This is a genomic window from Amycolatopsis sp. NBC_01286 (assembly GCF_035982555.1).
Lineage (GTDB): Bacteria > Actinomycetota > Actinomycetes > Mycobacteriales > Pseudonocardiaceae > Amycolatopsis.
The window spans coordinates 10576402-10600509 of record NZ_CP108428.1 but is presented as its reverse complement, the minus strand read 5'-3'; the positions used below and the strand labels follow the sequence as shown (position 1 = coordinate 10600509).

Genomic DNA, 24108 nt, shown 5'->3' with positions numbered 1-24108 from the left:
AAGGAGGCCTTCACGGCTTTTTCAGGGATCAGGTGGCGACGGCGGGGATGAGCGGGCCGGAGACGCCGGCCTGCTCGTGCGTGGCCGTCTCGGCCAGGACGCGCGCGGCCATCGACAGCAGCGGCAACGCCGTCACCGCGCCGGTGCCTTCGCCGAGCCGGACGTCCAGCTCCAGCAGCGGGCCCAGGTCCAGGTGCTCCAGCGCGAGGCCGTGCGCCGGCTCGGCCGTCCGCTGCCCGGCGACCCACCAGCGGCGGGCGCCCGGGGCGAGGTCCTCGGCGACCAGGGCCGCGGCGCAGGCGACGAGGCCGTCGAGCACCACCGGCGTCCGCCGGACGGCGGCCTGGGCCAGGAACCCGGCCATCGCGGCGATGTCGGCGCCCGCGGTGGTGCGCAGCAGGGCGATCGGGTCGGCCAGCACGACGCGGGCCCGGCGCAGCGCGTCGCGCACCGCGGTGGCCTTGCGCATCCAGGCGTCGTCGTCGATGCCGGAGCCGCGCCCGACCACGGCCACCGGCTCGGTGCCGGTCAGCGCCGCGACGAGCACGGACGCCGGCGTGCTGTTGCCGATCCCGAGGTCGCCGGGGATGAGCAGGTCCGCGCCGCCGTCGACCTCGGCGTCGGCGATCGTGATCCCGGCGCGCACCGCGGCCTTGACCTCGGCGGCGCTCAGCGCGTCCTCGACGTCGATCGAGCCGGAGCCGCGGCGGACCTTGAACTCGCCGATCGAGCGGGTCGCGGGGGCCTCGGCGTCCACGGCCATGTCGACGACGCGGACGCTCGCGCCCGCGGCGGCGGCCAGCACGTTGATCACGGCGCCGCCGGTCAGCATCGTGCCCAGCAGCTGCGAGGTGACCTCGGCGGGATAGGCCGAGACGCCCTTGGCGGCGATCCCGTGGTCCCCGGCGAAGACGACGACCCGGGGCCGGGTGAACGGCCGCGGCGGCGACTGGCCCTGGCAGGCGGCGATCCAGACGCCCAGCTCCTCGAGCCTGCCGAGCGACCCGGCGGGCTTGACCAGCTTGTCGTGCAGGGCGATCGCCGCGGACCGGGCGTGCTCGTCGGGCGGGGTGATCTCGGGGAACTCGATGTCTTCCGGCTCCACACCAGGCCCTTTCCTCTTGTGGCGGCAGTCTTTTCCGGCACCGCCGCGGCCCAACCTACCGGGCCCGCGAAAATAGTTCGTGAGACGTGTCGATCCGGGCCTGCCCCGTTCGACGCGTGGTCGTAAGCGGGAGCACGAACACAGGGAGACACCACCATGGGCCGGATCGTCAACGCCACGTACATGACCCTCGACGGCGACATCACGAACATGCAGAACTGGCACTTCACGTACCTCGGCGAGCAGGCCCACGCGGCCGTGAAGGCGCAGCTGGCCGCCAGCGACGCGCTGATCATGGGGCGCAAGACGTACGACGGCTTCTCGCAGGCGTGGCCGCAGCTGCCCAAGGACGAGGTCTCCGACCGGATGAACAGCATCGACAAGTACGTTGTGTCCACCACGCTGAAGGACCCGGAGTGGACCGGCTCGAAGGTGATCTCGGAGAACGTCGTCGACGAGATCCGGGCCCTCAAGGAGCGCACCGCGGGCGACATCCTGCAGTACGGCTTCGGCGACGTCACCCGGCTGCTGCTCGACAACGGCCTGCTCGACGAGCTGCGCGTCTGGCTGCACCCGGTGCTCTCCGGCAACGCCACCCCGGACCAGCTGCTCTACCGCGAGACCGGCCAGAAGACGTTCACGCTGAACGGCACCGAGGTGCACGACACCGGCATGATCATCCTGAGCTACACGCCCGCCCAGTAGTCTCGCCGCTCGTGGAGACGGTGGAGAAGACGGCGGCCGCGGTGGTGCTGGCCAGCGGCGCGGGCACCCGCGTCGGCGCGCAGCTGAACAAGGTCTACCTGCCGCTGGCCGGGCGGCGGGTGGTCGCCTGGTCCCTCGACGCCTTCGCCGGGGTGCCCGGCGTCGGCGTGCTGGTGCTGGTGATCCGCCCGCAGGACGCGGAGCTCGCGAACGAGGTGCTCGCCGGCTTCGGCGGCGACGTCGAGATCGTGCACGGCGGGCCCACGCGGCAGGCGTCCGAGCTGAACGCGCTGCGCCACCTCGCCCCGCGCATAACAGGCGGCCGGGTCGACGCCGTGCTGCTGCACGACGCGGCCCGGCCGCTGGTCCACTCCGACCTGGTCGGCGCGGTGCTGGCCCGGACACGCGAGGACGGGGGGGCTGTGCCGGGCCTGGCCGCGGACGACGTCGTCGAAGTGGATGCCGGGCACCTGGTCGCCCAGGTGCCCGGCGCGATCCGCGTCCAGACGCCTCAGGGCTTCCGGGCCGGACCGCTGCTCGAGGCCTACGAACAGGCGGAGCGTGAGGGCTTCTCGGGAACGGACACTTCGTCCTGCATGGAGCGGTACTCCTCCCTGCCGATCCGGTGGGTCCCCGGTGCGCCCGAGAACCTGAAGATCACCTACCCCCACGACCTGGTGGTCGCGGAGCGGCTGCTCGCCCGCTAAGCGCAGGCGGGTGGTCCGCCGTCGTCCCCTCTCTCCTCCTCGAAGCCGGTCCAGGTCGGGCGGATCGTCACGTCCGCGCGGAGCTCCATCGGGATGTGACAGCCCGGCTGCGGGCGCAGCGCTTGCAATGGGGCGCCGGGGGTGCCCGGCTCCGCCAAGGTCAGCGCCGCCCGCAGCGTCCAGACCGGGGTGGCGTGGTATTGCCACGTGACCACCCGCGGGCTGAACACGTCGGTGCCCGGGAACGTCGGCACCCGGTAGGCGCTCGCCCGGTGCTCGTCCCGGAGTACGACCACGTCCGCGCAGGTCTGCCACTGGAAGACCGCCGCGTAGATCTCCGGCGCCTCGCGGCCGCCGAACAGGTGCAGCACCCATTTGCGGCGCCGGAGTTCCTCGAGCAGTTCCTCGAGATCCGGGCCGCCTGATCCGGTGTGGGATGTGGGCGGGGACACACTTTCGAGGGTAACTTGCGTACTAGAGCGCAGTCCAGCGCGTGTACTAGTACACCTGGGTGGTTCTGAGCAGGGCTTTGAGGGAGACCCCCTGGCGTGCTAGAACACTTGTGCGTAGTCCTCGTGAGGAGCCGCCTTGCCCACCCTCGACCGTCCTGAGCCGCCGTACCTGCAGATCGCGGGCCGGATCCGTGACGACATCCTGTCCGGCCGGTTGCAGGAGGGCGACGCGGTGCCGTCCGCCCGCGAGATCGCGCGCACGTGGGCCGTCGCGATGGCGACGGCCACCAAGGTGCTGGCCACGCTCCGCTCGCAGGGTCTCGTGCGTCCGGTGCGCGGCGTCGGCACGGTCGTCGACCGCGGCGGCCTGCACCGCAGCGCACTCGACCGCAGTGTCGCCTCGGCGCGCACCGGCAAGATCTACCCGCCGGGCCACTACGCCGTGATCCGGTCGGCCGGCCTCGAACCGGCGATCGAGCGGGCCGCGGCCGCTCTCGGCCTGGAGGCGGGCGCCCCGGCCATCCGGCGGCGGCGCACCACCTACGGGCCGGACTCGCGCCCGCTCTCGACGTCGACCTCGTGGTTCGACGGCGCGCTCTCGGCCAGGGCGCCGGCGCTGCTGGTGCCGGAGCGGATCGTCGAGGGCACGTCGGCCCACGCGGCCGCGCGGCTCGGCACGAAGATCACCGTCACGCAGGAACGGCACGCGGCGGGCCGGGCGGACGAGAACGAGGCGGCCGAGCTGGCGGTGCCGGCCGGGTCGCCGGTGCTGCTCGGCCGGAGCACCTTCCTCGCGGCCGACGGCACGGTCGTGGAATACGGTGAGTCCGCCGCGCTGCCCGAACACTGGGTTTTCCACGAGTACACGACTGAGGACGGCGAATGAAGCACATCCACGCGGGCAAGGTCCGTGACCTCTACGAGCTCGACGGCGACCTCCTGCTGGTCGCCACCGACCGCGTCTCGGTCTACGACGTCTCGCTCCCGACGCCGGTCCCGGACAAGGGCAAGCTGCTCAACCAGCTGTCCGCGTGGTGGTTCGACCGGATGTCCGACGTCGTCCCGAACCACGTCGTCTCCGCGACCGACGTCCCGGACGAGTTCGCCGGCCGCGCGATGCGCTGCAAGCCGCTCAAAATGGTCCAGGTCGAGTGCATCGCCCGCGGCTACCTCGCCGGCCTCGGCCTGCGGGAGTACCAGCGCGACGGCAAGATCTCCGGCGTCTCGCTGCCGCCGGGCCTGGTCGAGGGCGACAAGCTGCCGGAGCCGATCTTCACGCCGACGACGAAGATCTCCGACACCGGCCACGACGAGTTCATGACCTTCGACGAGGTGCTGAACGAGATCGGCGAAGACACCGCGAAGCGGCTTCGCGAGCTGACGCTGGAGATCTACGCGAAGGGCGCCGAACACGCCGCCGCGCAGGGCGTCATCATCGCCGACACCAAGCTGGAGTTCGGGTTCGACGCCGAGGGCACGCTGACCCTGGGCGACGAGGTCCTGACGTCGGACTCGTCGCGTTTCTGGCCCGCCGACGAGTGGGAGCCGGGCCGGCCGCAGCACGCGTTCGACAAGCAGTTCGTGCGCGACTGGTCGCGCGGCACCGGCTGGGACCAGACCCCGCCCGGGCCGGAGATCCCGGCGGACATCGTCGAGCAGACGCGGCAGCGCTACACCGAGGTCTACGAGCGGATCACCGGGAAGACCTGGCCCCGTGGTTGAGCCGCGGGGCTACGACCCGTACCGGCTGATGGACGACGTCGAGAGCCTGCTGGCCGAGCGCGGTTTCACGCCGGAGCGGCTCCCGGGCCGCGGCGGCGACCGGCTGGCCGGGGCGAGCCGCCTGCTGCGCGGGTTCGGCGTCGAGCCCCGCGTCTCCCCGGAGGACGGCCTCGACCTGGACGGCCACGTGCCCTACCAGGCGCGGATCAACCAGGACTGAAAGCCGTGAAGGCCTCCTTACCGGCTCTTACGGCCGGTAGGAGGCCTTCACGGCTTTCGACGTCAGGGGCTCTTCGTGAGGCTCGCGTCGCGCTCCACGACGTCGCCGAGGACGTCGTCGATGGCGGTGAGCAGGTCGGCGTCGAGCTTCTTGCCCGCGGCCTGGACGTTGTCCACGACCTGCTCCGGCCGCGAGGCGCCGATGATCGCCGACGCGACGTTCGGGTTCTGCAGCACCCACGCGACGGCCAGCTGCGCCATCGACAGGCCCGCCTGCTTGGCGAGGGGCTCCAGCTCGGCGACGCGCTTGAGGACCTCGTCGTCGAGGAAGCGGCGGACCATGTTGGCGCCGCCCTTCTCGTCGGTGGCGCGCGAGCCCTCGGGGAACGCCGCGCCCGGCTTGTACTTGCCGGTCAGCACGCCCTGCGCGATCGGCGACCAGACGATCTGGCTGAGCCCCTCGCGCTCGGAGGCGGGGATGACCTGGTCCTCGATGACGCGCCAGAGCATGTTGTACTGCGGCTGGTTCGACACGAACGGGATCTTCAGCTCACGGGCCAGCGCCGCGCCCCGGCTGATCTGCTCGCCGGTCCACTCCGAGACGCCGACGTAGAGCACCTTGCCCTGGCGGACGAGATCGGCGAAGGCGAGCATGGTCTCTTCGAGCGGCACGCTCCGGTCGAACCGGTGCGCCTGGTAGAGGTCGAGGTAGTCGGTGCCGAGCCTGTCGAGCGAGGCGTTCGCCGACTCGAGGATGTGCTTGCGGGACAGGCCCTTGTCGTTGGGCCCCTTGGGACCGGTCGGCCAGAAGACCTTGGTGAAGATCTCCAGGCTCTCCCGCCGCTGCCCCTTCAGGCCGCGCCCGAGCACCGACTCCGCGGCGGTGTTCGCGTAGACGTCGGCGGTGTCGAAGGTGGTGATGCCGGCGTCGAGCGCGGCTTTGATGCAGGCGTGAGCCTGGTCTTCCTCGACCTGGGAACCGTGGGTGAGCCAGTTCCCGTACGAGATCTCACTGACGTTGAGGCCGCTGCGGCCGAGACGACGAAACTCCATGACTGCAGCCTAGGCGGTAATCGTTTGCTTTGCTAACGACCTGGAGCAACTCCAGCCCCGGCGACCGACGTGCCCGGTCGCCGGGACGATAGGCCTCCCAATGTGGCCGACGGGAATCAGGAGACAGCGATGTCGAGCTTTTGGACCGCACTTATCGCAGTGCTGGGCACGCTCAGTGGCGTACTCACCACCCAGTTCTTCGGCAGGCGCGCGGCCACGCGGGCGGAGGAATTCGCTCATCGAGGGCAGGTCCGGGCCGACCGGCTCTCGGCCTACGTCGCGTTCCTCGAATCGCTGAGCGATTGCCGCTGGGCCTGCTTGGAGAGGTGGCATCGCGAACGGGACGCCACCGGTAGCGAGCGGATGGCTGCCGCGGTCGCTGACTACTACCGTCGGATCACCGTGGTGAGACACGCCTTGTGGCGGGTCAAGATGGTCGCGGGTGAGCCGGGAATCGTCGAGATGGCCGAGCAGGCCTTGGCGGCGGTGCGGCGGATCCGGGAGGCGGCGGACACCGGCCAGGTCGACGAACTCGCTGCCGCCTCGGTCGGGAAGGCCGATGAGTTCGTGGCCCGAGCGGCGGTCGAGGTCGGCTGACCGCTCCCAGAACAGCGAAAAGCCGGGTGAGACGTGTCTCACCCGGCTCTTCCGGAAAGCTCAGTTCGGGATCGGGTCGCCCGGCTTCAGCCGTGGCTTCGGGACCCGCAGGCGCCGGATCTGGGAGGCCCGGACGAACGCGTACCAGCCGACGGACCGGCCGTTCACCGTCTCCTTGGGGAACTTCTCGCGCACCAGCTTGCCGATCTTGCGGCCGTTGACGACGCCCTCGATGGCCATCACCAGCAGCAGCGCCGTGCACAGCAGGGTGATGTACGACTGGACCTGGGGCAACGGCACCAGCAGCGCGAGGAACACCAGGATCGCCAGCGGCATGAACAGGCCGAGCAGGTTGCGCCGGGTGTCGACCAGGTCGCGGACGTACGCCTTGACCGGCCCGCGGTCGCGCGGCAGCAGGTACTTGTCGTCGCCCGACATCATCCGCTCGCGGCGGATCTTCGCCTCGGAGCGGCGGTCTTCCTTGCTCTGCGGGTTCGCCTTGCGAAGCTCCTTGTTGCGCTTCATCGCCTCCCGCATGGTGGTCGGCGGGGGTGCGACCGGACCCCGGCGCTTCGCCTCCGCCTCCCGCCGCTTGGGCGTTGCCTTGCCCTTACCGGGCGTGAACGACTTGCCGCCGACGTCGACGGCCTCGGTCGTGGCCGGCTCGTCGGCGGCGGTGTCTGTGGTGCTTCGGCGCAGGAACCTCACGTCACCAGGGTATTGCAGGCGTCACGCCGCCGTTTCACCAGGTCGATCGATGTGCGACCATGGCAGGGGAACAGATCGGACGCACCGGGTGTTGGACGTAGGGCACCAGGAGTATCCGCAGTGAGTTCGAACCTATGAGGAGTGCCATGACGACCGCTGAGCACGCCGGCGCGACGCAGGCCGAGACCGCCGAGGAGACCCACGGCGTCACGCTGACCGACACCGCGGCTGCCAAGGCGAAGGCCCTGCTCGACCAGGAGGGCCGCGATGACATGCACCTGCGCATCGCCGTCCAGCCCGGTGGCTGTGCGGGTCTGCGCTACCAGCTGTTCTTCGACGAGCGCACGCTCGACGGTGACCTGTTCCGCGACTTCGACGGCCTCAAGGTCGCCGTGGACCGGATGAGCGCCCCGTACGTCTCGGAAGCCGTCATCGACTTCGTGGACACGATCGAGAAGCAGGGCTTCACGATCGACAACCCGAACGCGACCGGCTCCTGCGCCTGCGGCGACTCGTTCCACTGAGCGTCGCACGCCGGTTCTGAGCAACACGCGAGAAGGCCCCGCCTCCGAACGGAGGACGGGGCCTTCTTCGTTGCTGCGGGGTTGCGGGCTCAGACGTATGCGTCGAGCTCCGCGACCTGGGCGTGACACGCCTCGTCGACCTGCCACGGCGGCGCCTGGACGCGCGGCAGCGGGACGTCGCCCGCCCGCAGCGTCGTGGGGATGTGGGCGCAGTCGGCGATCAGCTCGGACAGGGTCTCGGGTTCGGTGACGGCTTTCACGATTCGTAACGCTATTGATCGCGACTCGACTGGAGAAGGAGTACCAGCCGGTAGTCTCGGGTGGTGTGCGCGAACAACCCGGATGGGGCACGACCCGGGGGTAAGTTCGCGCCGTTTGCCGTGAGGTCGACCACAAAGGAGCAGCCGGTGGCAGACAGGGCCAGGATCGCAGTGTCCGGCAGTATCGCAACCGACCACCTCATGCACTTCCCCGGAAGGTTCGCCGAACAGCTGGTGGCCGAGCAGCTGCACCGGGTTTCGCTGAGCTTCCTCGCCGACGACCTCGTGGTCCGGCGCGGCGGGATCGGCGCGAACATCGCGTTCGGTCTCGGCGTGCTGGGCGTCAAGCCGGTGCTGGTGGGCGCGGTCGGCGCCGACTTCGCCGACTACCGCTCGTGGCTGGAGCGCCACGGCGTCGACACCTCGGGTGTGCACGTGTCGGAGACCGCGCACACCGCGCGGTTCGTCTGCACGACGGACGAGGACCTCTGCCAGATCGCGACGTTCTACGCGGGCGCGATGGCGGAGTCCCGCAACATCGAGCTCGCGCCGATCGCCGACCGCGCCGGCCCGCTGAGCCTGGTGCTGATCAGCCCGGACGACCCGGAGGGCATGGTCCGCCACGCCGAGGAGTGCCGCCAGCGCGGGTACACCTTCGCCGTCGACCCGTCGCAGCAGCTGGCCCGGATGTCCGGGGAGCAGGCGCGGGCGTTCGTCGCCGGCGCGAAGTACCTGTTCAGCAACGACTACGAGTGGGAGCTGCTGCTCCAGAAGACCGGCTGGACCGAGGCCGACGTCCTCGACCAGGTCGGCGTGCGCATCACGACGCTGGGTGAGAAGGGCGTCGAGATCGTCGGCAAGGACGGCGTCGCGCTGCAGATCGGCGCGGTGCCCGAGCGCGCGAAGGCCGACCCGACCGGCGTCGGCGACGGCTTCCGCGCGGGCTTCCTGGCGGGTCTCGACGGCGGCCTGAACGTGGAGCGGTCCGCTCAGCTCGGCTCGCTCATCGCGGTGCTGGTGCTCGAGACGGTGGGCACCCAGGAGTGGACGTTCGACCGCGCCGACGCGCTCGCCCGCATCGGCGAGGCCTTCGGCCCGGACGCGGCCGAGGAGATCTCGGTGGTCCTGCCCGTCTGACGCACTGTCGTGCGAAGGCCCCCTCGCCGGTCGGTGAGGGGGCCTTTTCGTGGGCTTGACCTGAGGGTTTTCGGCTGGGCTTGAGTCCCTCGACGACGCCCCGTCCGGTACGGAGAATGGCGGAAGAGGCGGCCGAGAGGGGATCGGACGGCTCCACCAGGGGGAACCCCGGCAGCGGCCCGCGGGCCGCTGCCGGTCCTCCGCGTCGCCGATCCGGGCATCGAGCAGCCCTACAGCGGCCCGGCGCCACCGACCAGTGGTGGCACTGACACACCGAAAGGGCCTCCCCGCCGCGGCGAGGAGGCCCTTTCGCTGTCCCGCGCGCGGGACATTCACTGTCTACAATGGACGGTCAGAGCTTGACCGGGTAGACCGGCTCCGGGATCTCCGGCTTGATGCGGTGCTCCACGAAGATGCCGTGCCACAACATGAACACGATCAGCGCCCACAGCTGGCGGCTGCGGTCCAGCTGGCCCGCCTTGTGCTCCTCCAGCAGGGCCAGGATGGCCTTCTTGTCCAGCAGCTCTTCGGTCCGCGAATCGTTGATGATGCCCTTGGCCCAGTCGTACATCTCGTTGCGCAGCCACAGCCGGATCGGCACCGGGAAGCCGAGCTTGCGGCGGTTCAGCACGTGCGCCGGGATGATCTTCGCCAATGCCTGGCGCAGCGCGTACTTCGTGGTGTTGTGCGCCAGCTTCTGGTCCAGCGGGATCGACGCGGCGACCTTGAACACCTCGGCGTCCAGGAACGGCACCCGCAGCTCCAGCGAGTTCGCCATGGTCACCTTGTCCGCCTTGACCAGGATGTCGCCGCGCAGCCAGGTGTAGAGGTCGACGTGTTGCATCCGGGCCACCGGGTCCCAGCCGCGCGAGACGTCGTACCAGGGCGCCGTGACGTCCTTGAAGCCCACGCCTTCCTGGTACGTCTTCAGCACGTGGCGCAGCTGGTCGTCGCGGAAGTTGCGGGCGTTGCCGTAGTAGCGGTCCTCCAGCGGCAGCGCGCCGCGGCGCAGCAGGTCCTTGCCGCGGGTGCCCTCGGGGATCTTCGTGGACACCTTGCCGATCAGCTTCCGCATGCCGCCCGGCATCTTCTCGAACGGCGCCAGCGAGATCGGCTCGTTGTAGATCGTGTAGCCGCCGAACAGCTCGTCCGCGCCTTCGCCGGAGAGCACCGCCTTGACGTGCTTGCGGGCCTCGCGCGCGATGAACCACAGCGGCACCAGCGCCGGGTCGGCCACCGGGTCGTCGAGGTACCAGACGATGAGCGGCAGCACCTCCATCATCTCGTCCGCGGTGACCGTGCGGACGACGTGCTTCACGCCGATCGCGGCGGCCGACTCGGCGGCGACGTCGACCTCGGAGTAGCCCTCGCGCTCGAACCCGGTGGTGAACGCGATCAGGTTCGGGTTGTGCTCCTTGGCCAGCGTGGCGGTGGCCGTGGAGTCGATGCCGCCGGACAGGAACGCGCCGACCGTGACGTCCGGGTCGGAGATCATGTGCTTGCCGACCGAGTCGCGCATCACATCGGCGATGCGCTCGTACAGCGCCTCGGCCTCGGCCGGCCCGTTGACCGGCTTCGCGGCGAACTTCGGGTGGAAGTAGCGGGTGAACTGCACCTCACCGCCGGGGACGACCTCGAACGACGTCCCGGACTCGACGCGGCGGATCGCGGTGTGCAGCGACTCGGGCTCGGGCACGTACTGAAGGACCAGGTAGTGCTGCAGCGCCTTGCGGTCCAGCTCCTGCGCGACGCCGAGTGTGTCCGACAGCTCCAGCAGGCTCTTCTTCTCGCTGGAGAACGCCACGCCGCCGGGGCCGGCCGAGTAGAACAGCGGCTTGATCCCGAACGGGTCGCGCGCGCCGAAGACCCGCTTCTCCTGCGAGTCCCAGATCATGAAGGCGAACATCCCGCGCAGCTTCTCGACCCACGCGGCGCCCAGGTAGTGGTAGCCGGCGACGATGGCCTCGCCGTCGCCCTCGGTCTCGAACTTCGCCCCGTGCTCGCCGGCCAGCTCGGCCCGCAGCTCCAGGTAGTTGTAGATCTCGCCGTTGAAGTTCATCGTGTACCGGCCCGGCGCCTCCGGCGGCCCCCAGACGAGGGGCTGGTGCGCGTGCTCGACGTCGATGAACGCCAGCCGGTTGAAGCCGTAGACGACCTCGGCGTCGGCCCAGGTGTCCTGCTCGTCGGGCCCGCGGTGGCGCTGGCAGCGCATGGCCGCGCCGACGGCGTCACGCGCGTTCGCAGCGCCGGTTTCGGTCGCGCAGATCAGTCCAAGCAGGCCGCACACGGGTACTCACACACCTTCAGGGTCTTCGTGGGGCTGGGGAGCGCCCAGTATGCCGGGCGCGCCGTGGCGAGTACCACGCGCGTCGAGGGAGGCCCCTTGGTCAGCGGACTGCGCCAACTCGGCTAGGCTCCGCCCTGTCACAAAGATCGGTCGTAGGAGGCTCTGGGTGAAAGGGCGAGGCGCAGTGGGAAAACCCGAGCGCACCCTGGGTAAGCGGACCGCGCGAGTAGCCGCGCTGGCCGTGCTGGTCGCGTTGACCGCGACGGGCTGCTCCGGCGACGAGATCCTGCGGTTCGGCTGGCCGGTGGGTGTCACCGAGCAGGCGAACGAGATGCGGAACCTCTGGACCTGGACCGTGATCGCGGCGCTCGTCGTCGGCGTCATCGTCTGGGCCCTGATCTTCTGGACCGCGACGTTCCACCGCAAGAAGAAGACGGTCGACGGCGAGCCGGAGGAGCTGCCCCGGCAGTTCCAGTACAACATCCCGCTCGAGCTGTTCACGGTCGTCGTCCCGACGATCATGGTCTGCGTCCTGTTCTTCTTCACCGCGACGACGGAGTCGAAGGTCCTGGACAAGATCCCGAACCCGGACGTCAAGGTCCAGGTCGTGGCGTTCCAGTGGAACTGGGAGTTCAGGTACGAGGACCCCAGCGCCGCCAAGCCCGACGGCAGCGGCCAGGTCAGCACGGTCGGCTCGTCCGGCGAGATCCCGCTGCTGGTGCTGCCGGTCGGCAAGACGATCCAGTACGACCTGATCTCGACCGACGTCATCCACTCCTTCTGGGTGCCTGAGTTCCACTTCAAGCGGGACGTCATGCCGAACCCGGACAAGAACAACCAGGACAGCTCCTTCCAGAACAAGATCGACCGCGAGGGTTCCTTCGTCGGCCGGTGCGCGGAGCTGTGCGGCACGTACCACTCGGTGATGAACTTCGAGGTCCGGGCGCTGTCGGCGGACAAGTACGACCAGTACATCTCGCTGCGCAAGCAGGTGAACCCGGCCACGAACCAGACGTTCACCGCGTCCGAGGCGCTGACGAAGATGAACTGCGGCGAGCTGTGCACCCCGCACGCGGTCACCACCCAGCCGTTCAACACCGACCGCACGGCGCGGACCGCGTCGAACTGACGCCCGGCGATAACAGGAGTAGGAAAGACCCATGAAGGTCGAAGCGCGAATCTTCTTCATCGTGGCGAGCTTCGCCGTGTTCATGGCGGCCGTGTACTGGGTGTGGACCGCGCTGGCCGCCACCCACGGACCCGAGCCGGTCGGCATCGTTTCGCTGTTCCTCACCGGTGGCCTCGCGTTCCTCGCGGGCAGCTACATGCAGTTCGTCGCCCGCCGCATCGAACCGCGCCCCGAAGACCGCGAAGACGCCGAGATCAGCGACGGCGCCGGCGAGCTGGGCTTCTTCAGCCCGGGCAGCTACTGGCCGGTCAGCATGGCGGCCACCGCCGCCCTGGCCGCCCTCGCCCTGGCGTTCTTCCACATCTGGCTGCTGGTCATCGCGCTCGTCGCGCTGCTGATCACGATCGGCGGCCTGGTGTTCGAGTACCACACGGGTCCGTCGCACGACTGACCTCAAGCTCCGCTGACCGGCCGTCACGCTGCTCGACAGTGTGGCGGCCGGTTTTCGTGCGTTGCGGGGCCAGCGCGGCGGCCAGCACCGCGAGCATGCCGACGGCCTCGGGCCAGGTCGGGCGGTGGCCGTAGAAGGCGATGTCGACCAGCACGGCGACCACCGGGTAGATGTAGGACAGCAACGCCACCGTCGTCGTGGGCAGCTTGCCGATGCTGGCGTAGATCAGCACGTACATCAGGGCCGTGTGCACCGTCCCGAGCAGCACCAGCCAGAGCAGCCCCGACGTCGTCGACGGCAGCGGCGTGATCAGCAGCACGGGCGCCAGCAGCAGTGCGCCGACCGTGGTCTGCACGGCCGCGAGCAGGTGCGGGCGGACGTGCTTCAGCTGCTTCGCGACGAAGGACGCGCCGGCGTAGAGCACGGCCGCGCCGAGGGCGAGGGCGATTCCCGCGAGCTGCACCGGCTTGCCGTCCTCGCCGTGGGCCGACAGGGAGATGAGTGCCACACCGCCGAACGCGATCCCGGCCCGGATCAGGTGACTCTTAGCGAACTTCTCGCCCAGGAAGGCCGCCGCCAGACCGACCAGGATCAGCGGCTGGGTGTGGTAGACGACCGTGCTGACCGAGATCGACGACAGCGCGTACGAGGCGAACAGCAGCACCCAGTTCCCGACCAGGAACAGCCCGCCCAGCACGGCCAGCCCGAGGTCCCGGCGCGACGGCCGCCAGGCCTGCAGCCAGCCGCGCGCGAGGCACCAGAGCACGAGCAGCGTCCCGCCGACGAAGCAGCGGGCGAACGCGACGGCCGGGGCCGCGGCGCCGCTTTCCAGGACGACCGCGCCGATCGTCCCGGACATCGCCATCGCCGCGGTCCACTGGAGCAGCGGGCGGCTTTCCGAATTCATCATGCGGACCAGGTTCGTCCCGTGCGCGCCGGCCGACCAGTGTCAGAGATGACAACGACCGCAAAACTTGTGACACACTCGGCCGATGGACGTCAACCGGGTCGCGGTGGTGCTCGCCGACCACGTTTCGCCGTTCGAGCTGGGCGTCGCGTGCGAGGTGTTCGGCACCGACCGCAGCGCCGACGGCATCGACGGCTGGGACTTCGCCGTCTGCTCCCCGGGTGGCGCGCCGATCGCCAGCTGGTCGGGCTTCGGGCTGTCCGGGTTGGCGGACCTGGATTTCGCGGCGTCGGCGGACCTGCTGATCGTGCCGACGTGCGCGCCGCGAACGGCACCACCGCCGTCGCCGGTGCTGGACGTCCTGCGCGACGCGGCCGCGCGCGGCGCGTGGGTGGCGGGCTTCTGCGCGGGTGTGTTCACGCTGGGGTACGCGGGCCTGCTCGACGGCCGCCGCTGCACGGTCCACTGGGTGTACGAAGCGGAGTTCCGGCAGAAGTTCCCGACGGCGCTCGTGGACCCCCAGGCGTTGTACGCCGACGACGAGGGCGTCCTGACCAGTGCGGGCACGGTCGCGGCGGTCGACCTGTGCCTGCACCTGGTCCGCCGCCTGCGCGGCGTCACGGCGGCGACGACCCTGGCCCGCCGGATGGTGGCGGCGCCCTTCCGCGCGGGCGGCCAGGCCCAGTTCGTCCAGGCTCCGGTCCCGTCCCTGCCGGACGACTCGGTGGTGGCCGAAGCGCTGGAGTGGGTGGAGCGGCGGCTGGACCGGCCGTTCACGGTGGCGGAGCTGGCCCGCCGCAGCGGCCTGGGGGAGCGGACGTTCCTGCGCCGCTTCTCGGCGGCGACGGGCACAACGCCGCACCGCTGGCTGACGGAACGCCGGCTGGACCGCGCCCAGGCCCTGCTGGAGGAGGGCCGCCTGTCGGTGGAGGACATCGCGGTGGCGTGCGGCTACGCCTCGGCGGCGGCGTTGCGCCACCAGTTCACCCGGTTGAGGGGGACGAGCCCGACGTCGTACCGCACGGCCTTCCGCGGCTGACGCCGATCTCCGGCTACTGGAACGCGATCCAGCGGTCCAGCAGGGCCGCTGCCGCGCCGGAGTCGATCACCTCGGCCGCTCGCGCCAACCCCGCGCGCAGGTCGTCCTCCAGGGACGCCGAGAAGCCCGTGAACGCCGCCAGGGCCGCCGCCGCGTTGATCAGGACGGCGTCGCGGACCGGGCCCGGCTTGCCGCCCACCAGCTCGCGGACGACCTCCGCGTTCGCCGCCGCGTCGCCGCCGCGCAGGTCCTCCGCCGTCGCGCGCGGGATGCCCAGCTCCAGCGGGTCGAGGCCGCGCTCGGTGACCTCGCCGTCGGCGACCACCCAGAGCGTCGACGTCGTCGTGGTGGTGATCTCGTCGAGGCCGTCGTCGCCGCGGACGACCAGGGCCCGCGTGCCGCGCCGGGCGAACACCTCGGCCAGCACCCGGGTCTTGTCCGCGTACGCGCAGCCGATCAGCGCGCTGCCCGGCTGGGCCGGGTTGGTCAGCGGGCCGAGCAGGTTGAACGTCGTCGGCACGCCGAGCTCGCTGCGGACCGGGCCGGCGTGGCGCAGCGCGGGGTGGAACGCCGACGCCAGGAAGAACCCGACGCCGACCTCCGTGAGGCTGCGCTGCACCTCCTCCGGCGGCAGGCTGATCCGCACGCCGAGGGTCTCCAGCACGTCGGCCGCCCCGGACTTCGACGACGCGCTGCGGTTGCCGTGCTTGGCCACCGGCGCGCCCGCCGCCGCCGTGACGATCGTCGCCATCGTCGAGATGTTCACGGAGTTCGAGCCGTCACCGCCGGTGCCGACGATGTCGACGGCCGGGCGGTCCAGCTCGACCCGGCGCGCGTGCGCCAGCATCGTCGCGGCCATGCCGGCGATCTCCGCGGGCGTCTCGCCCTTGGCGCGCAACGCCACCGCGAACCCGGCGATCCGGGCCGGGCTCGCCGCGCCGCTCATGATCTGGTCCATCGCCCACGCCGTGTCGTCCTCGGACAGGTCGACCCGCGCGATGAGCTGCTTGAGCAGGGGTGGCCAGGTGCGGGGGACCGGGGTGGTCACCGGGCTCAGCCGTTCACGACGGGGACCCGTCGCGCGCGCAGCACGTCGGCGACGGTCTCCGCGGCGGTCAGCGGGTCCAGCGGGTGCACCAGCACGGCGTCCGCCTGCGACCAGGTGGCCAGCCACCGGTCGTCCCGCCGCCGCACCGCCACCACGATCGGCGGGCAGTCGGTGATCTCCGCCTTCAGCTGGCGGCACAGCCCGATGCCGCCGGTGGGCTGCGCCTCGCCGTCGAGGATCGCCAGGTCGACGTGGCCCGCGTCCACCTCGGACAGCACGTCCGCGATGCCGGCCGCCTCGACGTACTCCACGCGGCCCACGTCGGCGGCGGGCCGCCGGCCGACCGCGTTCACGATCGCCTCGCGCACCTCCGCCTTGTGGCTGAACACCAGGACCCGCATCGCCCGCTCGGTCATTGAGCACGCCTCCGTCTCGTCAAAGCTCGACTACACCGATCGTATCGGCCGAGACCGACATCACGCGGGCGCCTCCGGCTGGAGCGCGTCCCAGCCCAGCGCGTCGCCGCCCAGCCGCTGCGCGAGGCCCGCCATCCGGGACCGTTCCTGGGCGCAGTGGAGCGCGTCGAGCACCTGGACGCGGACCGCGTGCACCCGCGTCAGGCCACCATCGGGTGACTCTTCTCGCAGGTCGTAGCCGTCCTGGGCGAGGATCGACGCCGCTTCGCCGAGACGAGCGGGCGGAAGCAGCAGGTGGTGCCGCAGAACGGCGGGTGCCGTGCTGACCCAGGCGGGTGAACCGGCGAGCACGGCGGAGTCCGCGACGGCCGGGTCGAAGGCCTCGGCGACGATCTTCAACCCGGGCGTATCAGGCGTCAGACCGGCGGTTTCGTCCTTCTTGACCAGGTCACGCAGCCGGTCGAGTAAACCCATGAGTAGCTCTCACCTTTCCGCAGTGCCGGTTTCCGGAGGTGTGATCGGCTCCGCACGCGACTTGCCGTGGACCCACCCGGCGGGACGGCGGTGCGGGAGGACATAATGCGATCCGTGACAACGGCAGCTCCCACCATCAGTCAGCGGGTTCACTCGCTGAACCGGCCGAACATGGTCAGTGTCGGCACCATCGTGTGGTTGTCCAGCGAACTGATGTTCTTCGCCGGGCTCTTCGCGATGTTCTTCACCGTCAAGGCGCAGAACTCCACCGGCGCGTGGCCACCACCGCTGCACGGCGAGGAGTTCCACCTCAACGTGACGTACGCGATCCCGTTCACGGTGATCCTCGTGCTGTCCTCGCTGACCTGCCAGTTCGGTGTGTTCGCCGCCGAGCGCGGTGACGTCTACGGGCTGCGCCGCTGGTACATCATCACGTTGATCATGGGCGCGATCTTCGTCGGCGGCCAGGCCAACGAGTACCACAACCTGGTCGAAGAGGGGATGACGATCCCGTCCGGCCCGTTCGGCACGGTCTTCTACCTCGCCACCGGGTTCCACGGCCTGCACGTCATCGGCGGGCTGATCGCCTTCGTGTACCTGCTCATCCGCACGAAGCTGAGCAAGTTCACCCCCGCCCAGGCCACGTCGGCGATCGTCGTGTCCTACTACTGGCACTTCGTCGACATCGTGTGGGTCGGCCTGTTCGGTGTGATCTACCTCCTGCCGTGAGGTCCGCGCCCCCAGCCGCCACCACCTTCTCCATCGGCCTGAACTGACAGCAAGGGTTGCCGCAAGATGACCACCAGCACCAAGTCCTCGGAGCGCGGCTACCGCGCGCGGTCGAAGCTGCGGAGGCGGTTCGCCGGCCTGCTCGCGCTCGGTATCGCGCTGGTGAGCGCCGGCGCCCTGTACGCCGTGTTCGCCCCCGAGCCGCAGACCGCGCAGGCCCAGGGCACGCCGGCGCAGCTGCGCCTCGGCGAGCAGGTCTACAACAACACCTGCATCGCGTGCCACGGCGCGAACCTCGAAGGCGTGCAGGACCGCGGCCCGAGCCTCATCGGCATCGGTGACGCCGCGGTGTACTTCCAGACCTCCTCGGGCCGGATGCCGGCCGCGCGGCAGGAAGCGCAGATCGAGCGCAAGCCGCCGAAGCTGAGCGAGGCCGAGATCGACGCGGTCGGCGCCTTCATCCAGGCGCACGGCGGCGGCGCCCAGCGCCCGGCCGAGAAGGGCGAGGCGCTGCGCGGCAGCGACCCGGCCCGCGGTGGCGAGCTGTTCCGCCTCAACTGCGCCTCGTGCCACAACTTCACCGGCCGCGGCGGCGCGCTGTCGGCGGGCAAGTACGCGCCGAACCTGGACCCGGCGAGCGAAGAGCAGATCTACACCGCCATGCTCACCGGCCCCCAGAACATGCCGAAGTTCTCCGACCGGCAGCTTTCGCCCGAGGAGAAGAAGGACATCGTCGCCTACGTGAAGTCGGTGTCCGACGGCAACAATGACCCGGGCGGTAACGGCCTCGGCGGGGTCGGCCCCGCTTCCGAGGGTGTCATCGCCTTCATCGTCGGGATCGCCGCGCTGATCGGCGTGACGTTGTGGATTGGATCGAAGGCATGAGTGCCGAGGGGCCTAAGCCGCCGACGGAGGCGGAGCTGGCGGAGATGGACCGCGACCAGCTGCTGAAGCTGGGCGGTCAGCTCGACGGCGTCGAGATCGCCGAGTACCCGACCCCGTGGCCCGTGGAGGGCACCCGCGCGGAGAAGCGCGCCGAGCGCCTGGTGGCGTTCTGGTTCGCGCTGTCCGCGGTGGCCGGGCTGGGGTTCGTCGTCTCCCTGATCTGGTGGCCGTGGCAGTACGAGGCGCCGGACAACGAGAGCGGCCACTTCTGGTACAGCCTCTACACCCCGATGCTGGGGCTCACGCTCGGCCTGGCCATCCTCGGCCTGGGCATCGGCGTGATCCTCTACACGAAGAAGTTCGTGCCCGCCGAGGTCTCGGTGCAGGAGCGCCACGACGGTGACGGCAAGGGCTCGACCGAGGTCGACCGCGCCACGATCCTCGCGCACCTGGCCGACGCCGGGAGCCGCAGCACCATCGCCCGCCGGTCGCTGATCAAGCGCTCGGCGATCGCCGGGGCCGGCACGCTGGGCCTCGCGGCCGCCGCGCTGCCGCTCGCGTCCTTCATCAAGAACCCGTGGAAGGACACCGAGGGCCGCGACTCCCTCTGGCACACCGGCTGGCAGCCGAACTTCCCCGGCGAGAAGGTCTACCTGCGCCGCAACACCGGCAAGCCGCTGGAAGAGGGCCAGGAGGCCAGCCTCGTCAAGGCCGAGGACCTCGACGCAGGCGCGATGGAGACGGTGTTCCCGTACCGCGACTCCGAGAAGGACAAGCCGGAGCTGCTGGCCGCCGCGCTGACCCGCGTCGACAACCCGGTCATGCTGATCCGCCTGCGCTCGACCGACGCCGCCAAGGTGGTCAAGCGGTCCGGCCAGGAGGACTTCAACTTCGGCGACCTCTACGCGTACACGAAGATCTGCAGCCACGTCGGCTGCCCGACCTCCCTGTACGAGCAGCGGACCAATCGCATCCTGTGCCCGTGCCACCAGTCGCAGTTCGACGCCCTCCACTACGCCAAGCCGATTTTCGGCCCGGCGACCCGTCCGCTGGCCCAACTACCGATCACGGTGGACGAAGAGGGATACTTGATCGCGCGAGGCGACTTCATCGAGGCCATCGGTCCGGCCTTTTGGGAGCGTAAGTCATGAGTTCACTCACCACGCCGACCAAGGGGTCGAGCGCGATCGAGCGGGCGGTGGGCGACGCCGCGGACAACGCCGATCAGCGCTACCGCCTGGCCAAGGGCCTGCGGCACCAGATGAACAAGGTGTTCCCGACCCACTGGTCGTTCCTGCTGGGCGAGATCGCGCTCTACAGTTTCATCATCCTGCTGCTCACGGGGGTGTACCTGACGTTGTTCTTCGACCCCTCGATGCAGGAGGTCGTCTACCACGGCAGTTTCACGAACATGCAGGGTCTGGAGATGTCGCAGGCGTTCCGCACGACGTTGGACCTTTCGTTCGACGTCCGTGGTGGGTTGTTCATGCGGCAGCTGCACCACTGGGCGGCGTTGATCTTCGTGGCGTCGATGGCGGTGCACATGCTGCGGGTGTTCTTCACCGGCGCGTTCCGCAAGCCGCGTGAGGCCAACTGGGTGATCGGTGGTCTGCTGCTGGTCCTGGGCTGTTTCGAGGGCTTCTTCGGGTATTCGCTGCCGGATGACTTGCTGTCGGGTACGGGTATCCGGGCGACGTTGTCGGGGATCGTGTTGTCGGTGCCGGTGATCGGGACCTGGATCCACTGGGCGTTGTTCGGTGGGGAGTTCCCCGGCGACCAGATCATCCCGCGGTTGTACACGTTGCACATCCTGCTGCTGCCGGGCATCATGCTCGCCCTGGTCGGGGCGCACCTGGCGCTGGTGTGGTACCAGAAGCACACCCAGTTCCCGGGGGTGCGGCGCAAGGAGACCAACGTCGTCGGGGTGCGGATCATGCCGTACTTCGCCCTCAAGGGCGGCGCCTTCTTCACGCTGGTCATCGGCGTGCTGGCGCTGATGTCGGGCCTGTTCCAGATCAACCCGGTGTGGAACTTCGGCCCGTACAACCCGGCGCAGGTTTCGGCGGGGTCCCAGCCGGACTGGTACATGGCCTGGGCCGACGGCATGCTCCGGATCTGGCCCGCGTGGGAGGTCTACCTCGGGAACTACACGATCCCGGCGGTGTTCTTCCCCGGCGCGGTCGGCATGCCGATCCTGATCGGGCTGTTCATCAGCTACCCGTTCATCGAGCGGAAGCTGTCCAAGGACAACGCGTACCACAACCTGCTCCAGCGGCCCCGGGACGTCCCGGTCCGCACGGCGCTGGGCGCGATGGCGCTGGGCTTCTTCATGGTGATCGAGCTGTCGGGCTTCAACGACATCATCGCCGACCAGTTCGACATCTCCCTGAACGCGACGACGTGGGCCGGCCGCATCGGCGTCCTGCTCGTGCCGCCGGTCGCCTACTACCTCACCTACCGGCTCTGCCTGGGCCTGCAGCGGGCCGACCGCGAGGTGCTGGAGCACGGCGTCGAGACGGGCATCATCAAGCGGCTGCCGCACGGTGAGTTCATCGAGATCCACCAGCCGCTCGGCGGCGTCGACAGCCACGGCCACGCGGTGCCGCTCGAGTACCAGGGCGCGTCCGTGCCGAAGAAGATGAACAAGCTGGGTTCGGCGGGGCACGCCGTGCCGGGCACGTTCTGGTCGCCCGACCCGGCCGAGGAGACCACCGCGCTGCAGCGGGCTCACGGCAACGGGCACTCGAACGGCAATGGCAACGGTCATGCGAACGGCAACGGCCACACGCGTGCGGAGATCGAAAGCGCCGAGACGGCGTCGAAGCGCTCCGAGCACTAGACGGTACTGACGCTGAAGGCCACCTTCCGATCCGGAAGGTGGCCTTCAGTGCGTTCGCAGTCTCGTGACGGTCTTCCCGGCACGGGCGACGCGGGTCTCGGGCTTCTTGGCCTCGGCGACCCACTTCGTGTATTCCCGCTGGTGGGACGGCGGCAGCGCCGCGAAGAGCGCCGCCGCGTCCGGGGCCGCCGCGAGGGCGTCGGCCAGCTCCCGCGGGACCTCGGTCACTCTTCGGCGCCGATCGAGAAGGCCGACTCGGTGTCGGCGCGGGAGTACGAGCGGAACGCGATGTGCGTGACGGTGTTCAGCACACCCGCCACCTTCCCGATCCGCCCGGGGATCAGCTCGGCCAGGTCCTCGTGCGCGGAAACCTGCACGGTGGCGATGAGGTCGACGTCCCCGGCGCACGAGTAGACCTCGCCGACCCCGTCGAGGTCGGCGATCGCCTGCGCGGCGTCCGGGATCGCGTCCGCCTCTACCTGGATCAACACGATCGCGGTGATCACCTGGGTCCTCCAAGACTCGTCTGCGGGTATCGCCCGCGATCCTAGTGAGCCCGGCCGGCCGCGGCCGGTCTGACTCGTCGCCGGGCGGGCCTGGTGGGGCTCGAAGCGGCTGGCTCGGGGGCTGCGGGTGCCGCTCCGGCTGACGCCGCCAGTCGCCGGGTGCGCTGGTCGGCGGTGGGCGAAGGCCGGGTAGCTGCTGAGCGCGATGCGCTCGGCCGGAGCTGTGCCCGGTGGGCGAGGGCGGGTTCGCCGCTGAGCGCGATGCGGTCGCAAGCCGTGCACGGCGCGGCCGTGAACGCGGAGTCGCTGCCCGCCTGAGCCACGGCGCTGCCGGTGCCCAAGCGAGGCGCGGGATCGAGGTCCTTCGCGGCCACCTGGCCGGTGACGCCGGACCCGATCGCGGCCCACCAGACCCGGCCTCAGCCGACGTGTTCCAGCGAATGGGCCTCCGTCACCAGGTCCAGCCACCCCCGCCACCCCGCGACCGTCGCCGGTTCGGCCCAGGGGCGGGTCGTGCGGACCAGGCGGACGCCCGGGCGGGCCAGCCACCGCAGCAGCACCCCCACCTCCTCCGGAGGCGCGCCGTGCAGGGGCCCTGGGTCCGGCAGCACCGTCTCCGCCGAGGCCACCAGCGCCTCCACCACCGGCATCGGCGGCACTCCGCGGCGGGCGACGCCTGCCGAGGCCAAGCGGCCGTAGCGGATGACCGACAGCTCCCAGCCGCCCGCGCCGTCCGGGTTCGCCGCTATCAGCTCGCCGATCGAGGCCAGCGCCGCCTGGCGGTGGGCTCGGCCCAGGACGCGGATCAGGCCGGCCAGCTCGTCGCGGTGGCGGGCCGCCTGCTCGTAGTGCTGAGCCTCCGCCAGCCGCTCCAGCTGGGCCGCCGCGGCGCGCAGCGGGGCGCCGTCGAGGCCCGCGATGAGCCCCGACACCGACTCGACCGCCGGGCCGTACTCCTCGACGTTCTGCCGGCCGGCGCACGGCGCACCGCAGCGGCCCAGCTCGGCGAGGACGCACGGGGTCCCGCTCGGTGCCTTCGGTGAGATCCGCTGGGTGCACGTGCGCAGCCCCGACGCGCCGGCCAGGGTGTCCGCCGTCGTGCGGGCGTCGGCCTGGTTGCGGAACGGGCCCAGCACCCCCGGGCGCGGCAGCCGCACCACCGACAGCCGGGGGAACGCCTCGTCCGTCAGGCCGACCCACCAGCCCTGGTGCCGGTTCTTCGACCGCCGGTTGTACGCCGGCCGGTGCGCGCCGATCAGCCGCAGCTCCCGCACCTCGGCCTCCAGCGAGTGCGCGCAGACGACGTGGTCGACGCGCTCGGCCAGCGCGACCATCTCCCGGATCCGGCTGCGCCCCTCCGAGCCGGTGAAGTACGTCCGCACGCGCCGCCGCAGGTCCTTCGCCGTGCCGACGTACAGGACCTCCTCCTTCGGCCCCCGGAACAGGTAGACGCCGGGCGCGGCCGGCAGGTCCGCGGCCAGGTGCCGCTTCGCGCGCTGGGCCACCGTGACCTCGGGCAGGTAGCCCATCAGCTCCTCGAGCGAGTGGACGCCCAGGTTGCCGACGCGCTCCAGCAGGCCGTGCAGCACGTCGACGGTGGCGCGGGCGTCGTCCAGCGCCCGGTGCGTCGGCCGCGTCCGGGCCCCGAACAGCAGCGCCAGTGCCGTCAGGTTGTAGCGGCCCACCTCGTCGCGCGGGACGACCCGCCGGGCCAGCCGGACGGTGCACACCACGGTCGCCTTCGGCCAGACATAACCGTGCCCCTCGCAGGCCGCGCGCATGTGCGAGGTGTCGAACCCCGAGTTGTGCGCCACCAGCACCGACCCGCCGATGAACTCCAGGAACGCCGGCAGCACCTCCTCGATCGGCGGCGCGTCGTAGACCATGGCGTGGGTGATGCCCGTGAGCGAGACGATCTGCGGCGGGATCGGCACGCCCGGGTTGACCAGCGTGGCGAACTCGCCCAGCACCTCGCCCGCGCGCACCTTCACCGCGCCGATCTCGGTGATCCCGTTCGGGCCGGGAGCCGCCCCGGTCGTCTCGAGGTCGAACACCACGAACGTGGTGTCCCGCAACGGGGTTCCGAGCTCGTCGAACGCGAGCTGTGCCTGGACCGGACGCATGGCCGGGACCCTAGAGGCCACCCCCGACAATTTCGGCGACCGGCCGGTCACCGCGGGTTCGCATGGCGTGCGACGCGGGATCCGGG

The 24108-nt window shown here is 70.6% G+C and carries 28 protein-coding genes; 15 read left to right on the top strand and 13 right to left on the bottom strand.

What is annotated here, in order from left to right; translation table 11 throughout:
- Positions 1 to 28: 28 nt before the first annotated feature.
- The gene (gene cobT, locus OG570_RS47870; protein ID WP_247062686.1) at positions 29 to 1105 is read right to left on the bottom strand and encodes a nicotinate-nucleotide--dimethylbenzimidazole phosphoribosyltransferase; all 1077 of its coding nucleotides are present in this window, start codon (positions 1103 to 1105) and stop codon (positions 29 to 31) included.
- Positions 1106 to 1261: 156 nt separating this feature from the next.
- Here cobT and OG570_RS47865 point away from each other — a divergent pair, with 156 nt between their 5' ends.
- The gene (locus tag OG570_RS47865; RefSeq protein ID WP_326947317.1) at positions 1262 to 1810 is read left to right on the top strand and encodes a dihydrofolate reductase family protein; all 549 of its coding nucleotides are present in this window, start codon (positions 1262 to 1264) and stop codon (positions 1808 to 1810) included.
- A gap of 20 nt (positions 1811 to 1830) precedes the next feature.
- Positions 1831 to 2517: an IspD/TarI family cytidylyltransferase gene (locus OG570_RS47860; protein ID WP_326960365.1), complete on the top strand. Its 687-nt coding sequence runs from the start codon at positions 1831 to 1833 to the stop codon at positions 2515 to 2517.
- Here the strand turns inward: OG570_RS47860 and OG570_RS47855 are convergent.
- On the bottom strand, positions 2514 to 2969 hold the full coding sequence (locus OG570_RS47855; protein WP_326955087.1) for a hypothetical protein: 456 nt from the start codon (positions 2967 to 2969) through the stop codon (positions 2514 to 2516). The two genes, OG570_RS47860 and OG570_RS47855, sit on opposite strands and share 4 nt — an antisense overlap.
- A 136-nt stretch (positions 2970 to 3105) precedes the next feature.
- On the opposite strand from OG570_RS47855, the gene OG570_RS47850 reads away from it, so the two are divergent.
- From OG570_RS47850 to OG570_RS47840, 3 genes are read left to right on the top strand one after another with little or no spacing between them, the layout of a single operon-like run.
- Positions 3106 to 3855 carry a GntR family transcriptional regulator gene (locus OG570_RS47850; RefSeq protein WP_247062689.1) on the top strand — a complete coding sequence of 250 codons (750 nt, stop codon included), beginning with the start codon at positions 3106 to 3108 and terminating at the stop codon, positions 3853 to 3855.
- Positions 3852 to 4691: a phosphoribosylaminoimidazolesuccinocarboxamide synthase gene (locus OG570_RS47845; protein WP_326955086.1), complete on the top strand. Its 840-nt coding sequence runs from the start codon at positions 3852 to 3854 to the stop codon at positions 4689 to 4691. The genes OG570_RS47850 and OG570_RS47845 overlap by 4 nt, the downstream gene beginning before the upstream one ends.
- A complete protein-coding gene (locus OG570_RS47840; protein WP_247062693.1) occupies positions 4684 to 4911 on the top strand; it encodes a hypothetical protein in 228 nt (75 codons plus the stop codon). The genes OG570_RS47845 and OG570_RS47840 overlap by 8 nt, the downstream gene beginning before the upstream one ends.
- A 62-nt stretch (positions 4912 to 4973) precedes the next feature.
- On the opposite strand, the gene OG570_RS47835 is transcribed toward OG570_RS47840, so the two are convergent.
- Positions 4974 to 5963, bottom strand: coding sequence for an aldo/keto reductase family protein (locus OG570_RS47835; RefSeq protein ID WP_326947320.1), 990 nt, complete (start codon positions 5961 to 5963; stop codon positions 4974 to 4976).
- 129 nt (positions 5964 to 6092) lie between these two features.
- Here OG570_RS47835 and OG570_RS47830 point away from each other — a divergent pair, with 129 nt between their 5' ends.
- Positions 6093 to 6560 carry a hypothetical protein gene (locus OG570_RS47830; protein ID WP_326955085.1) on the top strand — a complete coding sequence of 156 codons (468 nt, stop codon included), beginning with the start codon at positions 6093 to 6095 and terminating at the stop codon, positions 6558 to 6560.
- Positions 6561 to 6620: 60 nt separating this feature from the next.
- Here the strand turns inward: OG570_RS47830 and OG570_RS47825 are convergent, their stop codons facing one another.
- Positions 6621 to 7268, bottom strand: a complete 648-nt coding sequence (locus tag OG570_RS47825; protein ID WP_326947321.1) for a DUF3043 domain-containing protein — start codon at positions 7266 to 7268, stop codon at positions 6621 to 6623.
- A gap of 146 nt (positions 7269 to 7414) precedes the next feature.
- Here OG570_RS47825 and OG570_RS47820 point away from each other — a divergent pair, with 146 nt between their 5' ends.
- Positions 7415 to 7792, top strand: a complete 378-nt coding sequence (locus tag OG570_RS47820) for a HesB/IscA family protein (protein ID WP_247062697.1) — start codon at positions 7415 to 7417, stop codon at positions 7790 to 7792.
- An 89-nt stretch (positions 7793 to 7881) separates the two neighbouring features.
- Here the strand turns inward: OG570_RS47820 and OG570_RS47815 are convergent, their stop codons facing one another.
- Entirely contained in the window at positions 7882 to 8052 is a 171-nt protein-coding gene (locus tag OG570_RS47815) for a hypothetical protein (RefSeq protein WP_247062699.1), read from the bottom strand.
- A gap of 147 nt (positions 8053 to 8199) precedes the next feature.
- Between OG570_RS47815 and OG570_RS47810 the strand changes: the two genes are divergently transcribed.
- Positions 8200 to 9189 (top strand): carbohydrate kinase family protein, encoded by a 990-nt coding sequence (locus tag OG570_RS47810; protein ID WP_326947322.1) that lies wholly within the window; start codon positions 8200 to 8202, stop codon positions 9187 to 9189.
- A gap of 352 nt (positions 9190 to 9541) precedes the next feature.
- Here OG570_RS47810 and asnB read toward each other — a convergent pair whose 3' ends face one another.
- Positions 9542 to 11476 (bottom strand): asparagine synthase (glutamine-hydrolyzing), encoded by a 1935-nt coding sequence (gene asnB / locus OG570_RS47805; RefSeq protein WP_326947323.1) that lies wholly within the window; start codon positions 11474 to 11476, stop codon positions 9542 to 9544.
- Between the two features lie 184 nt (positions 11477 to 11660).
- Between asnB and ctaC the strand changes: the two genes are divergently transcribed.
- On the top strand, positions 11661 to 12605 hold the full coding sequence (gene ctaC, locus OG570_RS47800) for an aa3-type cytochrome oxidase subunit II (protein ID WP_326955084.1): 945 nt from the start codon (positions 11661 to 11663) through the stop codon (positions 12603 to 12605).
- 31 nt (positions 12606 to 12636) lie between these two features.
- Complete coding sequence (locus tag OG570_RS47795) at positions 12637 to 13056, top strand: cytochrome c oxidase subunit 4 (RefSeq protein ID WP_326947325.1); 420 nt, start codon at positions 12637 to 12639, stop codon at positions 13054 to 13056.
- Here the strand turns inward: OG570_RS47795 and OG570_RS47790 are convergent.
- Positions 13004 to 13966 (bottom strand): DMT family transporter, encoded by a 963-nt coding sequence (locus OG570_RS47790; RefSeq protein WP_326955083.1) that lies wholly within the window; start codon positions 13964 to 13966, stop codon positions 13004 to 13006. The genes OG570_RS47795 and OG570_RS47790 overlap by 53 nt on opposite strands.
- A gap of 82 nt (positions 13967 to 14048) precedes the next feature.
- On the opposite strand from OG570_RS47790, the gene OG570_RS47785 reads away from it, so the two are divergent.
- The gene (locus tag OG570_RS47785) at positions 14049 to 15002 is read left to right on the top strand and encodes a GlxA family transcriptional regulator (protein ID WP_326947327.1); all 954 of its coding nucleotides are present in this window, start codon (positions 14049 to 14051) and stop codon (positions 15000 to 15002) included.
- A gap of 13 nt (positions 15003 to 15015) precedes the next feature.
- Here OG570_RS47785 and trpD read toward each other — a convergent pair whose 3' ends face one another.
- Genes trpD through OG570_RS47770 form a run of 3 tightly spaced genes read right to left on the bottom strand, consistent with a single transcriptional unit; the run spans position 15016 to position 16940 of the window.
- A complete protein-coding gene (gene trpD / locus OG570_RS47780; RefSeq protein WP_326955082.1) occupies positions 15016 to 16050 on the bottom strand; it encodes an anthranilate phosphoribosyltransferase in 1035 nt (344 codons plus the stop codon).
- 5 nt (positions 16051 to 16055) lie between these two features.
- Positions 16056 to 16466 (bottom strand): hypothetical protein, encoded by a 411-nt coding sequence (locus tag OG570_RS47775; RefSeq protein ID WP_326947329.1) that lies wholly within the window; start codon positions 16464 to 16466, stop codon positions 16056 to 16058.
- Between the two features lie 60 nt (positions 16467 to 16526).
- Positions 16527 to 16940 (bottom strand): ribonuclease E inhibitor RraB, encoded by a 414-nt coding sequence (locus OG570_RS47770; protein ID WP_247062716.1) that lies wholly within the window; start codon positions 16938 to 16940, stop codon positions 16527 to 16529.
- A gap of 105 nt (positions 16941 to 17045) precedes the next feature.
- On the opposite strand from OG570_RS47770, the gene ctaE reads away from it, so the two are divergent.
- The 4 genes from ctaE to qcrB all read left to right on the top strand — a co-directional run bounded on the left by ctaE (position 17046) and on the right by qcrB (position 21393).
- Complete coding sequence (gene ctaE, locus OG570_RS47765) at positions 17046 to 17669, top strand: aa3-type cytochrome oxidase subunit III (protein ID WP_247062718.1); 624 nt, start codon at positions 17046 to 17048, stop codon at positions 17667 to 17669.
- Between the two features lie 66 nt (positions 17670 to 17735).
- Positions 17736 to 18554: a cytochrome bc1 complex diheme cytochrome c subunit gene (qcrC, locus tag OG570_RS47760; protein ID WP_326947330.1), complete on the top strand. Its 819-nt coding sequence runs from the start codon at positions 17736 to 17738 to the stop codon at positions 18552 to 18554.
- Positions 18551 to 19705, top strand: coding sequence for a cytochrome bc1 complex Rieske iron-sulfur subunit (gene qcrA, locus OG570_RS47755; RefSeq protein WP_326947331.1), 1155 nt, complete (start codon positions 18551 to 18553; stop codon positions 19703 to 19705). Before qcrC ends, qcrA begins: the two co-directional genes overlap by 4 nt.
- Positions 19702 to 21393, top strand: coding sequence for a cytochrome bc1 complex cytochrome b subunit (gene qcrB, locus OG570_RS47750; protein WP_326955081.1), 1692 nt, complete (start codon positions 19702 to 19704; stop codon positions 21391 to 21393). Before qcrA ends, qcrB begins: the two co-directional genes overlap by 4 nt.
- Positions 21394 to 21438: 45 nt before the next feature.
- Here the strand turns inward: qcrB and OG570_RS47745 are convergent, their stop codons facing one another.
- From OG570_RS47745 to OG570_RS47735, 3 genes are all read right to left on the bottom strand, one after another.
- Positions 21439 to 21621: a YdeI/OmpD-associated family protein gene (locus tag OG570_RS47745; protein ID WP_247062727.1), complete on the bottom strand. Its 183-nt coding sequence runs from the start codon at positions 21619 to 21621 to the stop codon at positions 21439 to 21441.
- On the bottom strand, positions 21618 to 21899 hold the full coding sequence (locus tag OG570_RS47740) for an Lrp/AsnC family transcriptional regulator (protein WP_247062729.1): 282 nt from the start codon (positions 21897 to 21899) through the stop codon (positions 21618 to 21620). The genes OG570_RS47745 and OG570_RS47740 overlap by 4 nt, the downstream gene beginning before the upstream one ends.
- A gap of 419 nt (positions 21900 to 22318) precedes the next feature.
- The gene (locus OG570_RS47735; RefSeq protein ID WP_326955080.1) at positions 22319 to 24022 is read right to left on the bottom strand and encodes a DEDD exonuclease domain-containing protein; all 1704 of its coding nucleotides are present in this window, start codon (positions 24020 to 24022) and stop codon (positions 22319 to 22321) included.
- Positions 24023 to 24108: the final 86 nt, after the last annotated feature.

Bases quoted from the DNA above. Each gene is read 5' to 3' on its own strand.
- OG570_RS47785 (WP_326947327.1), top strand. From the start codon at position 14,049: ATGGACGTCAACCGGGTCGCGGTGGTGCTCGCCGACCACGTTTCGCCG.
- OG570_RS47835 (WP_326947320.1), bottom strand. From the start codon at position 5,963: ATGGAGTTTCGTCGTCTCGGCCGCAGCGGCCTCAACGTCAGTGAGATC.
- OG570_RS47830 (WP_326955085.1), top strand. From the start codon at position 6,093: ATGTCGAGCTTTTGGACCGCACTTATCGCAGTGCTGGGCACGCTCAGT.
- OG570_RS47775 (WP_326947329.1), bottom strand. From the start codon at position 16,466: ATGACCGAGCGGGCGATGCGGGTCCTGGTGTTCAGCCACAAGGCGGAG.
- OG570_RS47795 (WP_326947325.1), top strand. From the start codon at position 12,637: ATGAAGGTCGAAGCGCGAATCTTCTTCATCGTGGCGAGCTTCGCCGTG.
- ctaE (WP_247062718.1), top strand. From the start codon at position 17,046: ATGCGATCCGTGACAACGGCAGCTCCCACCATCAGTCAGCGGGTTCAC.
- qcrA (WP_326947331.1), top strand. From the start codon at position 18,551: ATGAGTGCCGAGGGGCCTAAGCCGCCGACGGAGGCGGAGCTGGCGGAG.
- OG570_RS47845 (WP_326955086.1), top strand. From the start codon at position 3,852: ATGAAGCACATCCACGCGGGCAAGGTCCGTGACCTCTACGAGCTCGAC.
- qcrC (WP_326947330.1), top strand. From the start codon at position 17,736: ATGACCACCAGCACCAAGTCCTCGGAGCGCGGCTACCGCGCGCGGTCG.
- OG570_RS47820 (WP_247062697.1), top strand. From the start codon at position 7,415: ATGACGACCGCTGAGCACGCCGGCGCGACGCAGGCCGAGACCGCCGAG.
- qcrB (WP_326955081.1), top strand. From the start codon at position 19,702: ATGAGTTCACTCACCACGCCGACCAAGGGGTCGAGCGCGATCGAGCGG.
- OG570_RS47770 (WP_247062716.1), bottom strand. From the start codon at position 16,940: ATGGGTTTACTCGACCGGCTGCGTGACCTGGTCAAGAAGGACGAAACC.
- OG570_RS47865 (WP_326947317.1), top strand. From the start codon at position 1,262: ATGGGCCGGATCGTCAACGCCACGTACATGACCCTCGACGGCGACATC.
- OG570_RS47735 (WP_326955080.1), bottom strand. From the start codon at position 24,022: ATGCGTCCGGTCCAGGCACAGCTCGCGTTCGACGAGCTCGGAACCCCG.
- OG570_RS47790 (WP_326955083.1), bottom strand. From the start codon at position 13,966: ATGATGAATTCGGAAAGCCGCCCGCTGCTCCAGTGGACCGCGGCGATG.